This window comes from Serratia sp. T13T92 (assembly GCF_047530105.1).
Taxonomy (GTDB): domain Bacteria; phylum Pseudomonadota; class Gammaproteobacteria; order Enterobacterales; family Enterobacteriaceae; genus Chania; species Chania fonticola.
This window is the reverse complement of sequence record NZ_JBLJAK010000037.1, coordinates 1-18,433: the sequence shown is the minus strand read 5'-3', so window position 1 is coordinate 18,433 and position 18,433 is coordinate 1. Positions and strand designations below refer to the sequence as shown.

Below are 18,433 nucleotides of genomic sequence, written 5' to 3'. Positions count from 1 at the left end.
GCAATTGATAAAATTACCAATATGATTCGTCTCAATTTGAGATCCCACCACCGTACCCAGCCGATAAACCGATAGCAGCGCATGTTGCAATTTTGGTTGGCAAAATCTTCCACCGGTAGCTAATTCCTTGATTGCCCGTCCTTCCTGGGTTTCCACAGCCAACCAGAGACACGCCATCAAAAGTAACAAGCCGATAACCGCATAGTGACGGTTAATAATTAACCTGTTTTTGGTTTATTTTTGAGCAACAACTGTGTATATTACCATCACTCACAAGGAATGAGTCAGGCGATCCGGCCACTCCATTACAGGGATAGACGTTCAGTTGCTCTTTCAGAAATCTTTTATGCTTAAATTTTTTGCCGTATTTCTCACTTGCTCAGCTTTTTGCATGAGCTTTTCCGCTTCAGCCAGTTCCGGCCACAATAATACTCAGGAGCTAAAAAAAATCCTGTCGCATTATGACCGATGGGAAGGAGTTCGATACAAATTCGGGGGTAACTCGCGCAAAGGCATCGACTGTTCAGCCTATATGCAGCGCGTGTTTCAAGATGAGTTTGCCGTCAGTTTGCCACGCAGCACTGGTGAACAAATGAAACTGGGCTCGCGAGTAGCTAAAAGTGAATTAAACACTGGCGATCTGGTGTTTTTCAAAACCTCACCCCGTCAGCGCCACGTCGGCGTTTATATCGGAGAAGGTGAGTTTATTCACGCCTCTACCAGTATGGGCGTCACCGTTTCCAGCCTGGATAACCAGTACTGGGGCGAGCGTTACGAACTGGCCCGGCGTATCAATGGTAGCGATGCATAAACCTGCCCACCAGGCCAAACCGCCGGTCATCACACCGGCGGCCAAGGCGAGGATCACAGCTTCTTGCGGTTACGGCGCATATCGATAGCCACAGCGGCCACGATGATCATGCCTTTGATAATGTCCTGAATGTAGGAATCCACACCAATAAAGGTAAAGCCACTTTTGATCAGGCCGAGGATCACCGCGCCGATCAGCGTGCCGGTAATGCGCCCCACTCCGCCCATCAGGCTACTGCCACCGATGACCGCTGCGGCAATGGCGTCCAACTCATAAGACACCCCCATGCTCGACTGCCCGCTACTGACTCGTGCCGCCAGCACTACGCCCGCTAATCCTGCCAACCCACCCGCAATGGTGTAGACCGTCACCAGGTATTTATTGACGTTGATCCCAGAGACCCTGGCCGAAGTCATGTTGCCGCCGATGGCATACACGTATTTGCCATAACGGGTGTGCTTCAGGGCGATATGAAAAATCACCGCCACCACCAGGAAGATAATCACCGGCATGGCACCTTGGCCAATCGAGGTGAAGCCATCCGACAGGAAACTGACAGGGTTACCTTTGGTGTAATACTGTGCCAAACCACGGGCAGAAACCATCATCCCCAAGGTGGCGATAAACGGTGGAATGCCTGTGCGGGTGATCAAAAATCCGTTGATAAATCCGCAAATAATACCCACCCCAATCCCGGCCCCGATGGGGATCGCGGCGGGCAGATCCAGCAGTCCCGGATACATTGGCGAAATGCTTTCGGAGGTTTGCGCCAGGCTGGCCGCCACCACCGCCGTCAGGGCAATCAACGAGCCAGAAGAGAGATCGATACCGGTGGTAATGATGACCTGGGTGACGCCAACGGCGATGATGCCTATGATCGCCACCTGCAAGACGATCAGCAGCAGGCGGTTCGGGTTAAGCAGGAACGACTGATCGCGCACGTACCAGCCCAGCATTTCAAAAATCAGCGCAATACCGATCATGACGATAAAGATGCCGGTATCTTTCGGCAGCTTGCCGCTAAAACCGGCAAACAGCGAGGCTTTGACTGGCTGAGTTTCCACTTTGACGTTATTCATTATGTTTTACCTTTGCGTTATTCCGAGGCCAACGCCATGATTTTTTCCTGGTCTGCTTCATCTTTATCCAGGATCCCCGTAATGCGTCCGGCGTGCATCACCATGACGCGATCGCTCATGCCGAGTATTTCCGGCAGTTCAGACGAAACCAAAATAATGGCGACGCCGCGGTGCGCCAATTCGCTGATCAGACGATAAATTTCTGCCTTGGCCCCCACGTCGATACCGCGCGTGGGTTCATCCAGGATCAGGATCTTCGGCTGCGCCAATAGCCAGCGGGCAATCAAGACCTTCTGCTGGTTACCGCCGCTGAGGTTATTGATAATCTGATCCATCGTCGGGGTTTTAATATTGAGTTTGCTAATTTGCTCCATGCAGTCTTTAGCCATTTGCGTCTGGCTGACAAAGCCGTTTTTGCTGGTATAGGCGGAAAGGTTGACGATGCTCATGTTCTCCACCACCGATAGCACAAGAAACAGACCAGACTTTTTACGGTCTTCGGTGAGGAATGCCAGCCCTTGCTCGATGGCTTTGGAGGGGGAATCTATTTTTACCGGCAAGCCTTCAATATAAATCTCGCCCCCCTCGGCCGGGTGCATACCAAACAGGCTCTCCATCACTTCGCTGCGCCCTGCGCCCACCAGCCCGGCAACTCCGAGGATTTCCCCACGCTTAACCGCAAAGGAGATATCGTGGAACCAGCCGCTGCGCCGCAACCCGGCCACACGCAACACCTCTTCACCGATATTGTTATTGAACTTGGGGAACATCTGGGTCAGCTCGCGGCCCACCATCATGGTGATTAGCGACTGTTTGGTCAGATTCTCGGTTCTATCACTGGCGATCGAGGTACCATCGCGGAAGATGCTCACCTCGTCGGTGATGGCAAAGATTTCATCCATTTTGTGGCTGATATAGATAATGCCTTTGCCCTGCTGCTTCAGTTCACGAATGATCGCAAACAGATGCACCACTTCCCCTTCCGTTAATGCCGAGGTCGGCTCATCCATGATCAATACGTCGGCGTTATAAGACACCGCCTTGGCAATCTCGACCATCTGTTGGTTGGCGATGCTCAACGTACCTAGTTGGGTTTCCGGATCTAATTTAATCTTGAGATGCGCCAACAGCTCACGGGTTTTGCGGTTTAATTCCTCGTGATTGACAAAACCCAGCTTGGCGGGTTCACGCCCCAACCAGATATTTTCTGCCACCGTCATATGCGGCACCAAGTTCAGTTCCTGGTGGATCATAGAGATGCCCGAGTGCAAGGCCGCCAGCGTATCGTTAAACGTCACCGGCTGCCCTTTGACCTTGATGGTGCCAGCATCGGGCCGATAAATACCGATTAAGCACTTCATCAGCGTTGATTTACCGGCACCGTTTTCCCCCATTAACGCATGCACGCTGCCCGGTTTGATCTTGAGCGACACGTTATCCAACGCCTTAACGCCCGGGAACTGCTTGCTGATGCCTTCCGCCTCCAGCACATAAGGATACATACTGATAACCTCCGCCGTTATCCTGCCGATAGCTGTGAACGATGCCCCTCACGTTAGGCAAGGGACCGGTTGGTCATTACTTTTTGTTCTTGTCGGCAAAGTCTTGGTAATTGGCTTTGGTGATCAGTTGGTAAGGGATCATGACGCTGCTTTCGACCTTCTCGCCCTTGACCAGTTGAATGGCCGTTTGTACAGCCCCTTCCCCCTGGCCTTTGGCATCCTGGAAGATGCTGAGGCTCAAATCCCCCTTCTTGATAAACTCCAGGGCATCCGGGGTGCCGTCGACACCCGCTACCAGCACGCCGGTTTTCTTCGCCTGTTTCAGCGCCAGAATGGCACCGACCGCCATCTCATCGTTGTTGGAAGCAATGGCATCAATCTGCTGGCCGGAGAGGATCCAGTCGGTCGTCACGTCAACCGCCTCTTTGCGGAAAAACTTGGCGGTTTGCTTATCGATAATGTGAATATTCGGATATTGGGCCACCACTTCCTCAACGCCGCGGGTCCGGTCACGAGTGGCTTCGCTGGAGAGCTCACCGAGCAGGATCATCACGTTGCCCTTGCCGTTCATCAGCTTGGCCAGCTCTTCCATCTGCAGCTTGCCCGCCAGTTTGGAATCTGAACCTACATAGGCCATACCCGCTGGCAGGGTGGCTTCTGGCCGGCGGTTGACGAACACAAGTGGAATATGGGCGTTCTCCGCCAGCTTGATCATTGGCTTGACGCCCTGGGTATCCACCGGGTTAAGGATGATGGCGTCGACCCCTTGGCTGACGAAGTTCTCTATCTGCTGGATCTGCTGTGCGATATCGCCTTTGGCATCTTCAAACTGGCCGCTGACGTTACCTTCCTGCTTCATTTTGTTCTGCATGGATTGACGCAGGATGGTCAGGAAGTTGTCATCAAAGTAGGCCATCGACACGCCGATCTTGATATCTTTGGCTAACACCGAGGCTGGCAGCATGCACATCAGTAGCGAGGTGACGATCAATTTCTTCAGCTTCATGTTCTGTACCCTTTAATCGTTAGAATGAAGAGGCCTGTTGATTTGACGGCTAATGAAAAATATTTTTTACATTCAAACAACAATCCGCTCGTTATTATCGCCTTAAAACCCTGTTCCACGTGGCATCTCATCAGTTAATACTGGTTATGAGATGCCTGTAAATAATTAAAAACTAACTTTAAAACAATGCGTTGAAATGAAATCCTGATGTAATTGTTAAATACCCCATTCAGTTGTTAAACGTTTATTTCAAAAATGAGACTAATGAAATTTTTTAACCCAAACAAGCGAAACGTGCGTTTTGGAATGAGCAAATAACAAAAATATGACAGGGATCTAACAAATGGACGCAAAGTAACCGCCGTTCTGTCTGGTTTGGCAGCGTTTGCTCGAAGGGATTACGGTTGGGGTTAGCGGGGCGGGCGCACAAGTGGCGCCCTACATGAGGAATTAGCGAATCGGTGGAAGCTTTTGCCGGAGCTAGTTTTGTTCTGAGACCAGCACGGCCAGCGTATCCGGCTCCAGGGCGCGGAAGATGTGCGGCCGGTCGGCTGGGTAGCAAATATAATCCCCGGCATTCAGCTCGGCAGGCTCTTCTACCAGCCCGACCAAGGCGCGCCCTTGGGTGATGACGATGTGTTCTACCGAGCCTAACGGATGCGGATGAGAAAGACGGTCGGCTCCCGGCTGGGTCGTCAGCAGATAGATATCCCGCCGGGCGCCAGGCGGACAGGTTGCCAACAGCACTGCCGTATAGTTAGCCACTTCCGACACCACCGCAGCCCCTTCCCCGCGCCGGATCACCTGCGTTTTACTCTGCTGCGGCTCCATCAAACGCGCAAAGGGGATATCCAGCGCAACGCAGAGTGCCCACAGCGTTTCCAGGCTCGGATTACCATTCCCCGCTTCCAGTTGTGACAGCGTGGATTTGGCAATTCCTGCCCGGCGGGCAATTTCTGCCAACGAGAGGCCTGTACGCTGGCGCTCGCGCACCAGAGCTTCCGCAATGATATTGATGGGTTGTTTCATAGGCTGCGTAACTCACATTATAACGAACGATCGTTCGACTTGTAAATCGAGATTGAAGTGTTCATTATAATAGAACAACCGTTCGTTTTGAGAAAGGCAGTGAGAAAAATAGTATGGCTAAACACTTTTTCCCCCCGCTCGATAAGGGCGTGATCAAAGGGATCGCGCTGGTCTGCCTGGCAGACGGCATCGTGGGGATCTCCTATGGTTCATTGGCGACCGGCCTGGGTTTCGAGCTCTGGGTCCCACTGATGCTGTCGTTGCTGGTGTTGGCGGGTGCCTCTGAATTTCTGTTTATCGGCATCGTAGCCAGCGGTGGTAGCCCCTTTGCTGCGGCGGCTGCCGGGCTGCTGGTTAATGCACGCCACCTGCCGTTCGGTATGGCAGTGAAAGAGGTGATCGAGCGCAGCCGCTTTAAGTTATTGGGTTGCCATATCATGAATGATGAAAGCGTGGTGTTCGGCATTTCCCAACCGACGTTGACCAAAAAACGGGCAGCCTACTGGCTCTGTGGGTTGGGGATCGCCGCCTGCTGGCCGTTGGGCGTGTTGATTGGTGGCACCATCGGTAGCTTTATTCCCGATATCAATGCCATCGGGCTGGACGCCGTGTTCCCCACCATTTTGCTGGCCTTGATTGTTGGTTCGCTGAAAAAACTACGCACCAGCATTTCTGCCTGCTCCGGCACCCTGATTGCCCTGGCTAGCGTGCCCTTGGTACCGATTGGCATGCCGGTGCTGTTTTCACTGTTGGGTTTACTGATCAGAAAGCGAGAAAAATAATGGATAACCAAACACTCATCATCGGCATTCTGCTCCTGGCCAGCGGCACCTTTGCGTTTCGCTTTGCCGGTTTCCTGCTGGGCCGCAGCCTGAGCTTTTCTGACCGGGTTCAGGCCTTGCTCGCCGACTCTGCCACCACATTGCTGCTGGCCGTAGCAGTGATCGCGACACTGTTCGAAGGGCAACATTTTGCCGGTTATGCCCGTTTAGGCGGTGTGGCCGTGGGAGCATTATTAGCCTGGCGGAAAACGCCGCTAATCGTGGTGCTGCTGGCTGCGGCGGCAGTGACGGCGCTGTTGCGGGTAGCCGGTGTGGCATAACTCACTGCTGGCCGGGTATGATGGCGGCCGGCAGGTATGCTGCCTCACCGGAGATGGGATAGAAATGGAGAAGCTCGCCACTTTAGCCGTAGTTGGAATAGTGCTGCTTGCGCCTTGGACAGCGCTACAGGCCGTGACACCTGTGGGCCCGGGTTTTACCCCCGAGCGGCCAGCTTCGCTGTTTGACTGCCAGACCCCGTTGGTCAAGCTGTTAGCCAGCAGCAATCAGGCGTTGATCCGGGCGGAGAAAGTGCCAGCGGACAAGCTGGAAATCAATATTGAACCACGGGCCAACGGCATACAGGCCATTCAGCTGTTCGATAGCCGAAAGCCAGCCTCACCTGATTCACCAGGGGCCGGGCATCTTGGTTGGGTCATGTACGATCCGCAAACCGGGCAGCTATTGGATAACAGCGCCGACGAACAGCATCCGCAACCGCTCACCTTTAATCCACAGTACGGCAAGCAATATCAGCAATGCCTACAGAAAGAGCAGCGCTGTGCGACCATTCTGGACCAGATGAAATTAGGCGCCATCATTGCCGATTCCCCTAAATATGTGGTGCGTGGTAAAGGCCGGGCTTATTTTCACGCCGCCCCCACCGAGCAGTGCGTCAATGAATCTCAATTTGTGATCCCGGATGACAAGGTGCAAGTGGTGGGTTATGCCGCGCTTGAGCCCGTCGAAGGCGAGAAAAATGGCTATTTGTTAGTCGGTTATGGCAATGCCTCCGGCTGGATCAACGTTGATCGTCTGGCCCCGCTCGACGAGATTTGCCACGATGCGCAGACCAGCGCCGAATCCGCAATAAGCAAAGCGGCCTCGCCTGCGGCGAAGTTTCTGGTGAAGAGCAAGAAACTCTATTTTTACGACTCGCCGGATAAGCTCTGCCAGGATGAGGGCGGGAAATTTGTCGTCAATGGCGATAGCGTTACCGCCACGCACGGGCAGGCTTATAAGGGATTTTTGTTTGTGAGTTATCTTCATCCCAAAACCGGCGATAAAACCACGGGCTGGGTGAAGACTGATGGTTTGACGGCGCAATAAATGTAGGCCCGAGTTGCCCCTCACCCTAACCCTCTCCCCAAGGAGCTGTCTCTTATACACAACTCGGCATCTTTCTGTTTTTTAAGGAAATTATTTTAAGCACATCAATTTGTTGCTCGAAAAAATTCTCTTTAAAATCAGCCTGCTATGTTTCTCAAATTACGGCCATTTGACCGCAATTTGAGATGTGTATAAGAGACAGCCCCAAGGAGAGGGGATCGAACGTGCCACATCTTGGCTTCCGTGCCCAGTTTCTACACCAGAAAGGACCAAACTTGCCGCAGATTAATTCCTGCACCTAACCACAACTCCGCACTGGCTCCCTCGCCCTTTGGGAGAGGGTCGGGGTGAGGGGAAAGCAGTCTAAAACCCACCGAACGGTGGGTTAGATAGCGCGATTGATCAATCAGGCAGCCAGCTCAAATAAGTAGAGCGTGTAATCAACCTTGCTCGCCACATTGCCCGGCGTTGCGCGGCCGGTACTGCAGAAGTTTGCGGCAAAGGAGGCATAAACCTCACCATCCATCACCGGGACAAACGCCGAACTGACCAGTTGAGAGTTACTCCCTGCCTGAACAATATCGCCTTGCTGGTTACGCAGTTGGATCTGCACGTTCCCCGCCTCCGCCATATTAATCAGGCCGCCGGTGGCAGCATCAACCGTCGCGCCCCCCTCAAAAAACACCAAAGCGTGAGTATATTGATCCGAGATGCCCGCAACACGGATGTCAAAGCGGGTTGCCTGGGCCTGAGCACCCGGGTTTGCCAGCTGCACTTCGCTTACTGCACCAAGCTGCACGTAGCCATTTTGCGTTTCGCTGCCGTTAACGCTGACGGTGAGGCCTGCATTGCGTGGCCGCTGTAAAATAATGCCACCCTCTTCAATCCCCATGCTTTGGGCAACGATTTGTCCAGCAAAATTGATGGTTCCATTGACGGTATTATTCATGGTAAATATCCTTATCCTAATAAGAGAGCAGAGTGAAACTGATGTTTCATCTGATTTAATTCGCAGGGTTTGTTCTGCTTAACTAAATATTACCCACTTAATGATAAGGGTTCCTTCTGTTACCGTTGTGCTGTCAATGGCAAGGCGCTGAGGCTCCGCGTGCTTGACGATATTCACTCAACCCTATGTTCTTCAACATCATATTTTACCACCACATCGTTCTGGTATAGCCGTTCAGAATGTAACACCACCGAGTCCTGCCCTTTGGTGGAGATATCACGCCAGATTTCATTCTGCCGGTAGACACGCTGTTGCCGACGGATAAATCGGTGGGATTTCTGGTAGATATGATATTTCACCGTGCGGGGGGCCGAACACAGCAACTCACCTTCCAACTGGTGTTCCGCAACGTTGAACACCAGCTGAAAGCTATCCTGAGTCGGGTTATGCAGCACCAGATCGATATAGTTGTAGAAAATGGCGGCTCCTGAGCCAAAAGGCAAGATCCGCCCTTCGTCCGGGAAAGGATCAAAACTGTGATTTGCCCGTTCGGCCACTACCAACGGTGAGTGGATTGCCATCCAGTGGATTAAATTGCTGAGCTGGCAAATACCCCCGCCAATACCGCTACGCGCTTCGCCAAACGACAGCTCCATCCCTTCAACAAAACCACGCGCGCGAGTCGGTTTCCCCACCAGCTTACAAAACGAGAAATACTCACCCGGCTTGATAATAATTCCGCTGGTTGCCGCAACCGCCAGCCGCAGATTAATCACTTTATTGTGCTGCAAGCCAATATCGCTATTGCCCAGCTTGCGGATCAGCTTCGAGGTGTGCTTGATAAAACGGTGATCCAGCCGCTGATCCGGCGTTCTCTCACTAGCGTACCGGCGCGATGACCATTGCCACGCAAGATGGCGAAAAACCCGCTTTTGCCGAACTCGCAGCCAATAAAGCAGCGGGTGATAAGATGATAGAGGCCTGCGCATAGCGTTAATCCATTAGCTAGTAACTTACTGATAAAATAACAAAAAAATTAAATACCACGTTATGGCGTAGTGGTCAGGGAAAATCGCCGCTCAGTATACCCGAGCACGGGGCAAATCACTCAGCCTGGTGGTATAAGCCGGTGACAGCAGTTCACGCTTCATCGACCACACCTGCTGCGTTCCCTGGCCAGCAAACCACAGTTTGGCCCGGCCCGAGTTATTGATGGAGTCCATCACCTTCATTAACTCTTCACTGCCATGCCGAGGCTGATACTCATCGAACATGTCGAGCTGTGCAACGCCCTGGCTGAAAAAATCCTGCAGCATCACGCCGCCCTTATCAAAACGATGACCGGGTTGCCAAATGGCATCCAGGCAGCGCATCGCGGCGGCAATAATATCGCGGGTGTCTTGCGTTGGCGTATTCAATTTGACGCTGGCCGAATTGCCGTAATAAGCCTCGTGAATGGCGAACGGGCTGGTTTTGATCCAGGCGCTAACGTGCCGACAATACTGCCGTTCTGCCCTCAGTTTTTCTGCCGCTCGTGTGGCATATAAACAAATCGCCTGATGCATATGTTCATACTCGGTGATGCGTTCGCCAAAGCTGCGGCTGCTGATAATCTGCTGCTTGGTTGGCGCAAACTCTTCCAGTTCCAGGCAAGGTTCACCACACAGTTCCCGCACCGTTCGTTCGACCACCACGCTGAAGCGTTTACGTATCATGGTATTGCTGGCATCGGCCAGTTGCAGCGCGCTTTCTATGCCCATCGCGTTCAGCTTTTTTGCTATCCGCCGCCCAATGCCCCAGACTTCCTCTACCGGCACCTTATTCATCAGCTTACGCTGCCGCTCCAGGCTGGAAAGGTCGACCACACCGTTGGTTTGTTTCACCCATCTTTTGGCGGCAAAATTTGCCAGCTTGGCCAGCGTTTTGGTTTGCGCAATCCCGACCCCGATCTTTAGCCTCGTCTCGCTCCGCACTTTGTCCTGGATCTGCCGCCCAAACAGTTCCAGATTGCCGCAATTAGGCACCGAGGAGAGATCGAGAAAGCTTTCATCGATAGAATAGATCTCAACGCGGGGGACCAACTCTTCCAATGCCGTCATCACCCGAGCTGACATATCGGCATACAGCTCGTAGTTGCTGCTAAAAGCGACGCCTCCCGCACGTTCCAACTGCTGCTTGACCTTGAAATACGGCCCGGTCATCGCCATCCCCAATTTTTTGGCCTCTTGGTTACGGGCCACCACGCAGCCATCATTGTTTGATAACACCACCACCGGGCGGCCACGCAGATCGGGCCGCCACAGCATTTCACAGCTGGCATAAAAGTTGTTCACATCGGCCAGCGCGTACATTACTTCAGCCTCGTAATAGTCGACACCACGACGCCGACGATATCTAAATCTTCAGCGCCATCATGTAGCGGGATTGGCTGGTAGTTGGGGTTCATCGGCTCGAGCTGCACGACTGGCCGCAGACATAACCGCTTTACCGTGAACTCACCACCCACGCTGGCGATCACGATATCGCCATGTTCGGCCCCAATGCTGCAATCGACCACCAGCATCGAGCCATCGGTAATGCCCGCCTCCAGCATGCTTTCACCGGAGGCGTAGAGAAAGTAAGTGGCATTCGGGTGGCTGATGCAATATTCGTTGAGATCGATCCTGGCATGAACGTAGTCCTGCGCCGGGCTTGGGAAGCCAGCAGGCACCCGATCGGAAAACAGCGGCAGATACAATTTCTCTGGAGTTGGTGTTGGAGCAAAGTGTTTCATGGGGCATGTCTCTATACTGTTTTTTTATACAGTATAGATATACCGAATGATGGGAGGAAGAGAGATTTTCACCGTGAATGATATGGCTATGATCGGTAAGGAAAGAAAGTTGGCCTCTCTTTCCCATACCCATCATCGGCTAAGCTAGGCGCCGCTGACATGGAACTAATTGATTTATTGGGTAACTATTGTTGAAATAATTACCCAAGGCTGGCCGGTAACTAGTCAAATACCCCATTGATAACAGAGGCAACAATAGCCGTGCTTAAGGCCACCAGAACTAAATCATTCCCGGCGATACACCATTCATAACCAGGATAAGATGGCAGTTGTCCCAGCATTGAAGCTGGCACCATTTTCTTGGCGATCCCCGGCGGCAATGGCTTGCCCCGTGCCAGGTTCTTGGCAATGCCGGGAGGTAAAGATTGATACCCGGTTAATCCATAGTTTACCGCCAGGGGCCGCACGCGGTCATAATTGATATTCACGGTAACCAGATCGTCATGACCGCCCTTGGCTTTTTTGCCTTTGTCTGAATGGTCTTTGCCTGAATTACCCTTCCCAGGATTGTCTCCATGGTTAGCAGAATTACCATGCCCACCTCCATTACCGTTACCATTCCCTGGATTGGCCATAACGGAGGCTGAGGATGTGAACACGATCAACGCAAGTGCGAGGGCAGACCAGCGATGTTTGAGCATTTTAACTAACCTCAATGAGGGGATACCCGATCAATCTAGCCCTCCCCTGACTACCGGGCAATATGGATTCATCTTATAGTGGGTTTGTGCTAAGTTGATTCATGCGTTGCGGGGCTAATCAGGCGGGCTTTATGAAAATTATTGCAGGTACCCTTTTAGTCATCCTGCTGGCAGGATGCACTTCAGTCAGTGTTTCTGGCTCTGGCGGTAGTTCGGGGCGTTCAACGGCCACTATTGGTATCGGTTCTGGCGTCCGCCTTTGATGCAAACATCCGCGCAGGCCTGCTGGCTGGAGCGAAGCCGTTAACTCAGGTTTTTTCGTAGAGATCGATAATCTCATACTCTCCACCGATCACGGGTTTGCATAAAATTTTATAGCCATCGCTATCAAAGCCCGGCGCAGCAATCATTAACTCCCTCGCTTCATCCAGGCTATCTACTGCACCCAGCCATAACCAGTGGTGAATAATATGGTACTGCGCCATATCAGCCCCCTGCTCTCGCAAGGCTATCGGACCACGCCACGGCCAGCACACCACTCGGCTTTGCTCGAGAGCAGAGACCAAGCGCTGCCGATGATCGGCCAGGCTTTCTTTACCACAGCAAGCCCCGGCACAACGCTTCAGTGCAGAACGAAAACAAGGGCGGCCTTTGCTTAATGGTTCAAGCCCCAACAGCCCATAACACAGCTGATGCTGATCGGCGATAGACTGCAGCGCTTGTAGTGCCGCCCGCCGGTTGGCAAAAAGGCCAAACAACCCAGCGTGCCGAGCAAAATCCACCTCTTTGGCATACACCACCGTGGGTTTGTCATCATTGAGTTGCAATGCGCAGAGCTGCTTGTTGCGGCGCAGGCGCTTATTGAACAACGGTTGTTGTTGTTTAATCAGTTGCGCTTCCAGCAACAACGCCCCTATTTCACCCGCCGTTCTGATAAAGGTGATACGCCGGGCCTGGCGCAGCATGGCCGCTTCGTCTGGGGTTCGCAAATGTGAAAGCACCCGGCTGCGAAGGTTCACGCTCTTACCGATGTAGAGCGGCATGGTTTCGCACTCACCGTGGAACAGGTACACCCCAGGTAAAGCAGGCAAGTCTTCAAGCCATTGGCGAAGGTGTTCCGGGTATTGGTAAATAGCTTCTGCTTCAAACTCGAGCCTTGGTGCGGCAGAACGTCTGGTCAATCGTACTCTCCATACTGATTTTTTATACAGTATAGCGGTGTTGGGTGGGGGTTTGAAGGGGGAAGTAGTTTTCCAGATCACCGTCGCCAGTACTGAACCCAGACGGGGATTAGCCCCAGGAGGATGCAGGTAACCTGTTCGGTAAAGCGCAGGATAACGTCGGCGATACCAGCAAACGAATAACTGTGCGTCTGGAATTCATCTTCTTCGTCCATTAGAGTCATGCCTCCGATGGTCTGAAACTCGCGGAGCATATCCATATGTTTCATCAGGCCTTCTTCCATCGTGCCGCCGGTCGCCAGAATCTTGCGCAGCCCTTTTAATGCTGTATGTCCGCAGGTGCGCCTTGTGGATCAACTGCGTGGTGCCCAGCCAATAGGTGTTGCTGATGGCTTTACTTGCACATTACGCAACAACCTAGAAAAGCTGCTTTGTGATGCTTGATTGAATGCACGAAAAAGTTGATATTACTAATAGGATATTGAATAGATAGTAGTATGAAAAACTCGAAATTATTTTTCTTACTATTATTCATTACTGGGATGTTATTATCCTGTAGCAGACCATATTAAAAATACCCACCCCACGAAAACTAAAAGGATAAAAATGAACATCGTTGACACTGAAAAATGGGCCCCTGTAGTTGGAAAGTTCGTTCTAGGCTTCGGAAGCCTAGAGCATCACACATATATTTTACTGAAAAAACATGTTGAGCCAATAGTTCTAAAATACACATCAAACTTACCTTTCAAAACAAGAATTAAATTTTTACGTAATATATTCGTTAATCACAAGTACTCACAACGCTATACAGCATGCATGGACTCAATCATTGAGCTTATTGACATGAGAAACCTTATTGCTCACAACCCTTTATTCCTCGTTTTTTATGAAGAACCCGAAGATAGAGTTTATGATGAAGCCATTGGAAGTTATAAAAAAATAAACGAATTAATACTCTATGAAGATCTAGTTAAAGCTGTAAATAAAATCGAAAGCATTGAGCATGAACTTATTAGTATTTCAGCAGAGATCACTCTAGAAAAAATAAATTTCACCATGAACGATGATGTCAATAAAAAATAATAAAATGGAAACAAAGCTGTCTGTCGGTTACTCAGCGATATTCAAACCTGTAAAGAGGTGTTCACAAAAAATACTAGTTCATTATGGCAGGCAAAAAATGCCTGCCATAATGCAAAGATAATTATTTAGAAAGGCCATTTTCTAATCCATTCCTCCAAGTATTGAGCATATTAACCTACCCCGCACAAATCATAAGTGCAACCTTTGGCTGCAACGTATAGCTGACTGCGTCCCCCATGTGTTGCCCTGCAACACGGAGCGTTCACCGGAGGTGAATACTGACTCAGGGGGTAGCAGGATTAACGATTCCTGACTATCTGCCTATGCGGAAACGAGCTTATGGATTGAGCGTCACAATCTGCTATCAGATTGGTTCAATAACTCCATTTCCTCTTCTGTTGGCTCGACAAACCTCACCCTTTCTATAGGCACTATTTCGTAAGCACCGTGACGGTAAATGGTGATTGCCTTAGTCAGTCTATCCCGTAGGCAAAGTGCCGATTGTCAGAACTGCGCATCATGGCAACCATCTTGGGGAATGGTAGCATGATACCGTATTGTTTCTTTGCCATAGTGATCACCTCCTTGCTGTGAGAAGTCCCGTTGTGGGAATAGTTTGGGTTGCTCGTTTTTACGCTTAAGGGTACCTTATTTGCTACTTGTACTTATGAGCCCAGGGTTAGGATAATGAAGATAAGCAAGAAAAGCTGCACCATAGCCATAACTTTTTTATGCGTAGGTTTTGCAAGTTACCCATTAATTGGGGTAATAAAAGAGAAGCTTAACGATGACGTAATCGAAATCTCTGGTGTTAACGCTTCTTTTTTTAATGAATACATAGTGCCCATAGCTCAACATGCTGGAGGTTCAAATTTAGACTATCGTTTATTTTATGGTTACGAGGATAAGAAAAAAATAGAGATAAGCGCAAAAAGCATGAAGCTTTCTTATGATGACTTCTATTCGCTTAAAAATGTAATAGAAGTTATTGATTTGACAAATGAAAAATTAACTGAAATATATTGCAAATATAGCGGACTTGAACCAGTGTCACCGAACACACCAGATGCAGGTTTTATCATGGCAAGAAGAGAAAATAAGGTGATTGGAATCACATATTACGATAGAACAGGGCAAACCTTTTTATTTGGGATCGGAGTTGGCCCTTCATCTTGTGATAAGTAGTATCATACCTACTTCATCTTATCCTCAACTTTATTCAGTATCGGCGCAATCCAGTAACCACAGCCGTGAAAAGGAAAAACTGGCATGGACCAGGCGAAGACCGTAACCATCGGGCGATGCGTTGCCCCGTTCCGGCGATAGGCCATCAGGCGGAAGGCTGTTGCAACGCAGGCAATTGCGTTAATCGCCAGCAAGTATTCATTCACGGACTCCCCCTCGCCTGGTAATTTTGTCCAGTGCAGTTGGATCAGAAGATTTGGCGATGAGGTACATCAGCAGGCGAACATCCATACTTTCTTGAAGTTCGAGAGGTCACTCGAGGACAAAACGAAAACTACCGCTCCTGCGAAGGAGCCGACGAAAACAACAGGATCAAGGTTGGAAACCTCCTACTATTGTCACGCCAGTTACTACCGCTGCCCCGATACCGGAAATCGGCTCGCTCATAATTACTCCTTTGTTCGCTCAGCAAACGCCGGGCGGTAGATATGAAAAAGGCCCACCGAAGTGAGCCCATAATAAAAAGCCCCGGACTATGCAGAGGCGGGTTCTTTTGACTTGATACGATTTGTGTTCTATCGAAACTTTCTGGTTTTCATCAATATTTCCAACAAAAATTTTCCCGATGCTGGATCAATTTTGTAAGCACGGAATGCGCCTCTGCGAAAAATTCCGCGATACATTTTCGCCATAGAAGGGAAAAGTATAAACGGAATTACACCAGCCCCAAACGCCGCCAGCCCATATACCCAGTTCATTAAGAAAAGAGTGAGCAGTACAAAACAGTAGTGAATTGCAATAGCAAAACCGCCGCATTTACTTGCCCATTTAGGGATAAGCCACCGCACATAGGTTTTGTCATAACCGAACTCTTCCGCGATACTCTGAGCTGTAACATTCATACCCAAAAACCAGAAAGCAGGTATGTAAGTGATAACCAATGAAGACACTACAATGATATCAAACTCACTCATTATTAGTTCCATTATTCAATAAAAATCTAGCATAAATAATACGTTAATAACTTACAATATGGAACCTGCTACTCTTGGTGAAAGTGACTAGCCAGTGAACCTCCACCTTCTCGGAAGCAAACTGCATTAAAAGCTGCTTAACCTGCTCTTTCGCTTCCATGCCCTCCATCATGTGGATTGAGGACTAAAACGTCTCTTCCATCAAGGTCAGCTGTTAGTAATTCTCTGGCAGGTCCGAAAGTGAGTTCTTCGATAACATGCTGTGGCATTGACTGTCTCCAGAAACACAAAACCCGCACTATTGGCGGGTTTAGTCTAAATACGCTTACACATACGGCAATGTATATCGAAACACTGGCTCATTGGTTCATCAAAGTCAACGCGTTTGCACCACTTCCCTGCATTTTCTTTCTTTTTTGCGTTTTATAAACGCATCTTGCAACGGTTGATAGATTAGGTATTCCGTTGCGCAAAGGATTTTTGCCACCTCCCTTCTGCATGTTATATGCGATGGCACCCGGTAGCTTTCCGTCCCATTTCTACGCACCTTAAGCCGTGGTTTTGCTGTCGCGTGATAATGCCGAGCAATAGCCCGATCTGAAGACCCATGCACATAACGCAGCAGGAGCATGCCAAATGCGCGCCGGTCTATCTCATAAAGGACATCGAGAACACCACAGATCAGCATGCCGTCATCGTCATTGCAGATCGGGCGGTCTGGATAGTTGCGCAGCTCTACAGTTGCCATGTACTCGGCAATAATGCTGCTCTGCCTCTTTTCAAGGCGCCCGGTATACACCCACGTCCCCCAAGCGTGATAGCCAGGGTTGCAACCATGATTAATGCGCAGCGGTTAGCCTCAAGCCATCAGTATTCATAGCTGCTCTCCAGTTCTGCCAGTACTTGCGCCAGTAGGTGGCGCTCGGTACCGTAATTTTTTTCCCAAGTTTTCCGCCCCGCATGTACGGCAACACCATGACCACCAATTCGGTGGTGATTTGGGCATAGGGGAAGAACTTCGAAGTGTGTGGCGTGTTGCCCTGCTCCCTGGCCATCACGTACATGTTGGATTTCCGCTGGTGTTGATCCATACCCGATTACGCGAGGAGTTGGACGAGAAGCTGACCAAAGTCGCTGACACGATCAGCAAGGCTGTAACAGTTAATGAGGCCTATAAAGTGCACACCTCGATCGCACGTGAATTGTTGAAAGCCATATCGATAGCAACCCAGTGACACCAACACGAGCAGCCACAGTTACAGTGAAGCGTGAACGCCTGGAGCTTGAGCAATACATGGCGATCCGTGAAGCAGCTGCCACACTCCCACCTGGTTTGGCCTTGCAATGGATCTCGCGCTGATCACCGGCCAGCGTCGGGAGGACGTGGCGCAAATCCGGTTCGAACATATTGTTGATGGTCACCTGCAGATCACCCAGGGAAAAACTGGCGCCATGATCTCTGTACCTCTGGATTTGGAGCTGTGTGCACTGGGGCTAAAACTGGAAGCGGTTATTGAACGATGCAGGCAGGCCAGCGCCACAGGTTTTATGGTCAGTTCTGGTATCAGGAAAAACAGCCTGGACAGCTCCCTTAATCCTGACAGCTTAACAAAAACATTTGTGAAGACCAGGAAACTGGCTGGGCTCGTTCTTGAGGATTCGCCGCCAACGTTCCATGAGATCCTAAGCTTGGCCGGGCGACTGTATGAGAAGGAAAAAGGGAAGGAGTTTGCGATGAAATTACTAGGGCATAAGTCGGTAAAAATGACGGAAAAATACCTCGACACCAGGGGAAAGAATACGTGATGTTGTAAAAGACCGAGTATAGAAATTCGAGTAAAATTCGAGTTATACGGAGTTTATCGTTATAAATCAAAAAAATAAAAAAAGACCGAGTACGATTCCTTTATGTGTCCATTTATAAATAAAGCTATAAAATTCAATGTGATAACTTCATAATCCATCAAAATCAACCTCTCAATACCTTCGTTTTCCATCCTTTAGTTT

Annotated in this window: 21 protein-coding genes and 1 pseudogene; 7 read left to right on the top strand and 15 right to left on the bottom strand. The window is 50.2% G+C overall.

Going from position 1 to position 18,433, the window contains the following annotated elements; genetic code table 11:
- Positions 1–346 precede the first annotated feature (346 nt).
- Complete coding sequence (locus ACMV5I_RS23160) at positions 347–811, top strand: NlpC/P60 family protein (protein ID WP_065685572.1); 465 nt, start codon at positions 347–349, stop codon at positions 809–811.
- Between the two features lie 53 nt (positions 812–864).
- On the opposite strand, the gene ACMV5I_RS23155 is transcribed toward ACMV5I_RS23160, so the two are convergent.
- From ACMV5I_RS23155 to ACMV5I_RS23140, 4 genes are all read right to left on the bottom strand, one after another.
- Positions 865–1,890: an ABC transporter permease gene (locus tag ACMV5I_RS23155; RefSeq protein WP_024485369.1), complete on the bottom strand. Its 1,026-nt coding sequence runs from the start codon at positions 1,888–1,890 to the stop codon at positions 865–867.
- Positions 1,891–1,907: 17 nt separating this feature from the next.
- The gene (locus ACMV5I_RS23150; protein WP_121607093.1) at positions 1,908–3,392 is read right to left on the bottom strand and encodes a sugar ABC transporter ATP-binding protein; all 1,485 of its coding nucleotides are present in this window, start codon (positions 3,390–3,392) and stop codon (positions 1,908–1,910) included.
- A 76-nt stretch (positions 3,393–3,468) separates the two neighbouring features.
- Positions 3,469–4,398, bottom strand: coding sequence for a sugar ABC transporter substrate-binding protein (locus ACMV5I_RS23145; RefSeq protein WP_414825342.1), 930 nt, complete (start codon positions 4,396–4,398; stop codon positions 3,469–3,471).
- A gap of 480 nt (positions 4,399–4,878) precedes the next feature.
- Positions 4,879–5,427 (bottom strand): helix-turn-helix domain-containing protein, encoded by a 549-nt coding sequence (locus ACMV5I_RS23140; protein WP_021181074.1) that lies wholly within the window; start codon positions 5,425–5,427, stop codon positions 4,879–4,881.
- Positions 5,428–5,540: 113 nt separating this feature from the next.
- Here ACMV5I_RS23140 and ACMV5I_RS23135 point away from each other — a divergent pair, with 113 nt between their 5' ends.
- The 3 genes from ACMV5I_RS23135 to ACMV5I_RS23125 all read left to right on the top strand — a co-directional run bounded on the left by ACMV5I_RS23135 (position 5,541) and on the right by ACMV5I_RS23125 (position 7,577).
- Positions 5,541–6,209 carry an AzlC family ABC transporter permease gene (locus ACMV5I_RS23135; protein WP_414825341.1) on the top strand — a complete coding sequence of 223 codons (669 nt, stop codon included), beginning with the start codon at positions 5,541–5,543 and terminating at the stop codon, positions 6,207–6,209.
- The gene (locus ACMV5I_RS23130; RefSeq protein WP_021806744.1) at positions 6,209–6,529 is read left to right on the top strand and encodes an AzlD domain-containing protein; all 321 of its coding nucleotides are present in this window, start codon (positions 6,209–6,211) and stop codon (positions 6,527–6,529) included. Before ACMV5I_RS23135 ends, ACMV5I_RS23130 begins: the two co-directional genes overlap by 1 nt.
- A gap of 64 nt (positions 6,530–6,593) precedes the next feature.
- On the top strand, positions 6,594–7,577 hold the full coding sequence (locus ACMV5I_RS23125) for a hypothetical protein (RefSeq protein WP_414825340.1): 984 nt from the start codon (positions 6,594–6,596) through the stop codon (positions 7,575–7,577).
- A gap of 406 nt (positions 7,578–7,983) precedes the next feature.
- Here ACMV5I_RS23125 and ACMV5I_RS23120 read toward each other — a convergent pair whose 3' ends face one another.
- The 7 genes and pseudogenes from ACMV5I_RS23120 to ACMV5I_RS23090 all read right to left on the bottom strand — a co-directional run.
- Positions 7,984–8,526 (bottom strand): fimbrial protein, encoded by a 543-nt coding sequence (locus ACMV5I_RS23120; RefSeq protein WP_414825339.1) that lies wholly within the window; start codon positions 8,524–8,526, stop codon positions 7,984–7,986.
- Positions 8,527–8,699: 173 nt separating this feature from the next.
- Positions 8,700–9,515: a VanW family protein gene (locus ACMV5I_RS23115; RefSeq protein WP_260514566.1), complete on the bottom strand. Its 816-nt coding sequence runs from the start codon at positions 9,513–9,515 to the stop codon at positions 8,700–8,702.
- A gap of 90 nt (positions 9,516–9,605) precedes the next feature.
- Positions 9,606–10,877: a translesion error-prone DNA polymerase V subunit UmuC gene (gene umuC / locus ACMV5I_RS23110; RefSeq protein ID WP_414825338.1), complete on the bottom strand. Its 1,272-nt coding sequence runs from the start codon at positions 10,875–10,877 to the stop codon at positions 9,606–9,608.
- Complete coding sequence (gene umuD, locus ACMV5I_RS23105; RefSeq protein WP_368444044.1) at positions 10,877–11,299, bottom strand: translesion error-prone DNA polymerase V autoproteolytic subunit; 423 nt, start codon at positions 11,297–11,299, stop codon at positions 10,877–10,879. The genes umuC and umuD overlap by 1 nt, the downstream gene beginning before the upstream one ends.
- Before the next feature lie 221 nt (positions 11,300–11,520).
- Complete coding sequence (locus ACMV5I_RS23100) at positions 11,521–12,000, bottom strand: anti-virulence regulator CigR family protein (RefSeq protein WP_414825337.1); 480 nt, start codon at positions 11,998–12,000, stop codon at positions 11,521–11,523.
- A gap of 308 nt (positions 12,001–12,308) precedes the next feature.
- Complete coding sequence (gene cho / locus ACMV5I_RS23095; RefSeq protein ID WP_414825336.1) at positions 12,309–13,181, bottom strand: excinuclease Cho; 873 nt, start codon at positions 13,179–13,181, stop codon at positions 12,309–12,311.
- A gap of 157 nt (positions 13,182–13,338) precedes the next feature.
- Positions 13,339–13,553: pseudogene (locus tag ACMV5I_RS23090) on the bottom strand (anti-CBASS protein Acb1 family protein); the annotation flags it as partial.
- Between the two features lie 234 nt (positions 13,554–13,787).
- Between ACMV5I_RS23090 and ACMV5I_RS23085 the strand changes: the two are divergent.
- Positions 13,788–14,267, top strand: coding sequence for a hypothetical protein (locus tag ACMV5I_RS23085; protein WP_414825335.1), 480 nt, complete (start codon positions 13,788–13,790; stop codon positions 14,265–14,267).
- 687 nt (positions 14,268–14,954) lie between these two features.
- Positions 14,955–15,452, top strand: a complete 498-nt coding sequence (locus tag ACMV5I_RS23080; protein ID WP_414825334.1) for a hypothetical protein — start codon at positions 14,955–14,957, stop codon at positions 15,450–15,452.
- 8 nt (positions 15,453–15,460) lie between these two features.
- On the opposite strand, the gene ACMV5I_RS23075 is transcribed toward ACMV5I_RS23080, so the two are convergent.
- The 4 genes from ACMV5I_RS23075 to ACMV5I_RS23060 all read right to left on the bottom strand — a co-directional run bounded on the left by ACMV5I_RS23075 (position 15,461) and on the right by ACMV5I_RS23060 (position 17,490).
- Positions 15,461–15,658, bottom strand: a complete 198-nt coding sequence (locus ACMV5I_RS23075; protein ID WP_414825333.1) for a phage holin family protein — start codon at positions 15,656–15,658, stop codon at positions 15,461–15,463.
- A gap of 369 nt (positions 15,659–16,027) precedes the next feature.
- Positions 16,028–16,426, bottom strand: coding sequence for a hypothetical protein (locus ACMV5I_RS23070; RefSeq protein WP_414825332.1), 399 nt, complete (start codon positions 16,424–16,426; stop codon positions 16,028–16,030).
- A 376-nt stretch (positions 16,427–16,802) separates the two neighbouring features.
- Positions 16,803–17,225 (bottom strand): antiterminator Q family protein, encoded by a 423-nt coding sequence (locus ACMV5I_RS23065; protein ID WP_414825331.1) that lies wholly within the window; start codon positions 17,223–17,225, stop codon positions 16,803–16,805.
- 40 nt (positions 17,226–17,265) lie between these two features.
- Positions 17,266–17,490 (bottom strand): hypothetical protein, encoded by a 225-nt coding sequence (locus ACMV5I_RS23060; protein WP_414825330.1) that lies wholly within the window; start codon positions 17,488–17,490, stop codon positions 17,266–17,268.
- A gap of 280 nt (positions 17,491–17,770) precedes the next feature.
- Between ACMV5I_RS23060 and ACMV5I_RS23055 the strand changes: the two genes are divergently transcribed.
- Positions 17,771–18,232, top strand: a complete 462-nt coding sequence (locus ACMV5I_RS23055) for a tyrosine-type recombinase/integrase (RefSeq protein ID WP_414825329.1) — start codon at positions 17,771–17,773, stop codon at positions 18,230–18,232.
- Positions 18,233–18,433 lie beyond the last annotated feature (201 nt).